A 3,326-nucleotide genomic window follows, 5' to 3' on the forward strand; every position below is an offset into this window, starting at 1 on the left:
ACATCTCAACAGTTTCTCAAGGTTTAATGTGGCTTCCCTCAGCCTCTAACCTTGAACGGTCGTCGCAGGCATTCAACGGATTTACCGTGATGATACTTAGTGCCCTGGCCTGGCTGATTTTAACGGCTGAAGTGCCCATCCCAACTCGTTATCAAGTGCGTGTGAAGCTCGCGAATAAAGCCCATGATTTCATCAACATCTCGGGCCCGCATGTGGCCTCTCCGGGCAAGCCGGCCGGCGTGTACTTCTACCGGCTGGACACGAGCCGCGGCTCGGCCACCTGCTGTTCAACACGTCTCGTGCTGGAATCCTCCCTTAAGCATTCAGGGCGCCCGCCAGACGTTATTCGTCCGCTCGTCGTCCGGCATCCGCCGGCGCGGATCGATTTCCACGGTGCGTACTGCTGTGGTTCCGGGGACGCGGTAGGTGAAAATCGGCCCCTGATTCCACATCTCCACGGGCAGCCGGAAGGTCTGCGTCGTGCCGTCGGCGAAGTCGACCCGCAGTTCCAGCGGCATCACCATGTCCTGCTTGTTCTGGAGCCGCACGTTCGAGCCGCCTTCGGCGCGTGGGACGACGCCCAGCACGGCCTGGTCGAGGCGCGCCGGCGTCATCACCCATCCGCGCCAGAACCAGTCGAGGTCCATCCCTGAGACGTCTCGCATGATGCGGAAGAAGTCGGCCGGCGTCGGGTGTTTGTTCGTCCATGCCTGGATGTACGCCTTAAAGGCCGCGTCGAACCGCTCGGGGCCGAGCACCTCGTGGCGGAGGAGCTGGAGCATGAGCGCCGGCTTGTTGTAGGCTGTCCACGCCAGGTTGTACTGGGCGACAGGGCGGGTGATGAGGGCCTGTTCTTCCCCCGGGACGGCGTTATCCGGGTAGATGGCAAGCGGATTCCACTCGATGGACTCGCCGTATTCGGTGCCCTTGTAGTAATCCGCCGCCACGTACAGGTCCATGAAGGTGTTGAAGCCCTCGTCCATCCACGGATACAACCGCTCGTTGGAGCCGACGAGCATCGGAAACCACTCGTGCCCGAATTCGTGCGCCAGCACCCAGTGGAGGTCTTCCACGCGGGCATTGTCCGGCACGAACGTGAGCATCGGGTACTCCATCCCCTCGATGGGGCCTTCGACGGTGGTGGCGTGGGGATACGGATAGGGGTGCCACATCTCGCTGAAGGTCTTGATGGAATGGACAGCCATGCGGATGGCTTCTTCCCACTTGGTGGCCTCGGAGCGGTAGAAGGTCTGTATGAGGACCCCGTTCCAGCCGGCGGCATCCCAGCGGAAGTTCGGGCTGGCGGCGAAGGCGAAGTCGCGCACATCGGATGCTTTGAAGTGCCAGTCGAGCCGGCCGGAAGAAGATGGCCGGGTGCGAGCCGTGTTGCCGGCCTCGTCCTTCGTGACGATTGAAACCGGCGTTTCGGACGCTATAGCGCGGGCAAGCCGCTCGCGCTGGGTCGGCGTAAGCACGGCCTCGGGATTCTGTAATTCACCGGTCGCGACGGCCAGGTAGGTGGCCGGCAGATCCAACGTGACGTCGAAATCCCCGTATTCCAGGTAAAATTCGCCGGCGCCGATGTACGGCTCGTTGTTCCATCCGCGGACGTCGTCGTACACCGCCAGGCGGGGGTACCACTGAGCGATTTCGTAGAGGGCCTCGTCGCGCCCCATGCGAGCGCCGCCGTAGGGCGGGATGATCATGCGCCAGTCGACGTCGAACGCGAGCACTCCGCCGGGCGGGAGCGGCTCCGCGAGGTCGACCCGCATGGTTGTGTTGTAGATATGATGGGCGAGGTCGCGGCCGGCGGACTGAATCCGGTTGATGAAGATGCCCCCCTCAAAGCCCTGACACGAAAAATCAAACACCGACCCGAGGAAAATAAACGGCGGCTGGTCGAGCTGATTCGTGACGCTTGTCGGGGCGCACATATTCTGTTCGAGGTGCATCCACAGGTAGGGGAGGTCATCCGGGGAGTTGTTAGTATACCGAATGGTTTCCGAGCCCGTTATTTCGTTGGTTTCGACGTTTAGTGAGGCCTGGATGGTGTAGTCCACCCGTTGCTGCCAGTAGTCGACGCCCGGCCGGCCCGAGCCGGTGCGGTAGGTATTCGCGGCCGGCAGGTCGAGAGGGTGGAAGGGGGAGGCTTCCTGGGCGGACGCCGTCAAGGTTCCGAGCGCGAAAAACGCCAGCAAGTAAAGTGTATACATGGTGTTTCCGATGCGATGGATGACGCGGAGCCACGGGCTTCGCCCGTCGCGGCGTAACATATTGCGCCCGACGTCCCAATCGCAAGCCACCCCGGCCCGGTGTCGCGTCCATCCGCCCCATCGTGCGGGCCCCATCGCCCATCGTGCGGGCCCCGTCGCCCGCGCCCCGTCGCCCGCGCCCCGTCGCCCATCGTGCGCGCCCCGTCGCCCGCGCCCTGTAGAGACGCCATACTTGGCGTCTCCTTCTCCCCCCATTCCCATCGCCTCATCCCCAAAAAAATGATGCGTATGCGATGAATGAAGGCCATAAAAGAGACGCCATGTAGGCGTCTGTACGGCGGCGGCGGCGGCGGCGGCGGCGGCGGGGATTATTTGCCCCGGCCGCCCTTTTCGGGGTTGTCCAGGATATAGCGTCGGATTCGTTCGTAGGCGATGGCGTCGCGGATAATCCGGTCGTAGAATCGCGGATGCCAGCCAAATTCCAGGCCGCGCCGGCGGGCGTACATCGTTACGCCGCTTTTGTATCCTCGCATTATCGATCCCAGGTTTAGCGATTGCGGACCAAATCGGTTGGGCCCCGCCTCCGGCGATCGGTGCTCTTTTATCCATATGATCCCATGAACATGATTCGGCATCGCCACAAAGGTATCCGCGATAACGTTCGGGAAGTATTCGGGGATGGTCGCCCAGCAATCCCATGCAGCTTGCCCAAGTAATGACAACATGACGCGGCCCCGGACCAGCCGGCCAAAGTAGGGTTGACCATTTTTTGTATTGATGGTCACAAAATACCCCCCGATTTCCCCATAATCCCGGCCAGCCAGGCGCGCGGAGGGGATGCGATATCGTCCCTGGAAGCGTTCTGGGAATCTATTCATCGAGTCGTCGGGGGGGCGGTGGGCCATGGGCTGCCGTTTGACGGATGAAGGCGTTTCCCTTTCTAGACGTAACGAGCGCACTTCGCATACCCTCCCCACGCAAAAAAAGGGGGCAAGCTATCGGGGTAGTCGAAGCGTCATTTTGACACCCGCCCTCGCCGCCGCTATTTTGATGGCCCCCGTGCGCGCTGCCTCATCGATGCCGCGTATGCGATCATCCATCCCCATATGATCC

2 protein-coding genes are annotated in these 3,326 nt (G+C 61.9%); both read right to left on the minus strand.

Features of this window, described 5'->3' with window-relative positions; translation table 11 throughout:
• Positions 1–323: 323 nt before the first annotated feature.
• Positions 324–2,213: a M1 family metallopeptidase gene (locus tag SH809_03180; GenBank protein MDZ4698687.1), complete on the minus strand. Its 1,890-nt coding sequence runs from the start codon at positions 2,211–2,213 to the stop codon at positions 324–326.
• A 368-nt stretch (positions 2,214–2,581) separates the two neighbouring features.
• The gene (locus SH809_03185; GenBank protein ID MDZ4698688.1) at positions 2,582–3,118 is read right to left on the minus strand and encodes a transposase; all 537 of its coding nucleotides are present in this window, start codon (positions 3,116–3,118) and stop codon (positions 2,582–2,584) included.
• Positions 3,119–3,326: the final 208 nt, after the last annotated feature.

It is taken from the genome of Rhodothermales bacterium (assembly GCA_034439735.1).
GTDB lineage: Bacteria > Bacteroidota > Rhodothermia > Rhodothermales > JAHQVL01 > JAWKNW01.

Coding starts and splice junctions, on each gene's coding strand:
- SH809_03180 (MDZ4698687.1), bottom strand. CDS start 2,213: ATGTATACACTTTACTTGCTGGCGTTTTTCGCGCTCGGAACCTTGACG.
- SH809_03185 (MDZ4698688.1), bottom strand. CDS start 3,118: ATGGCCCACCGCCCCCCCGACGACTCGATGAATAGATTCCCAGAACGC.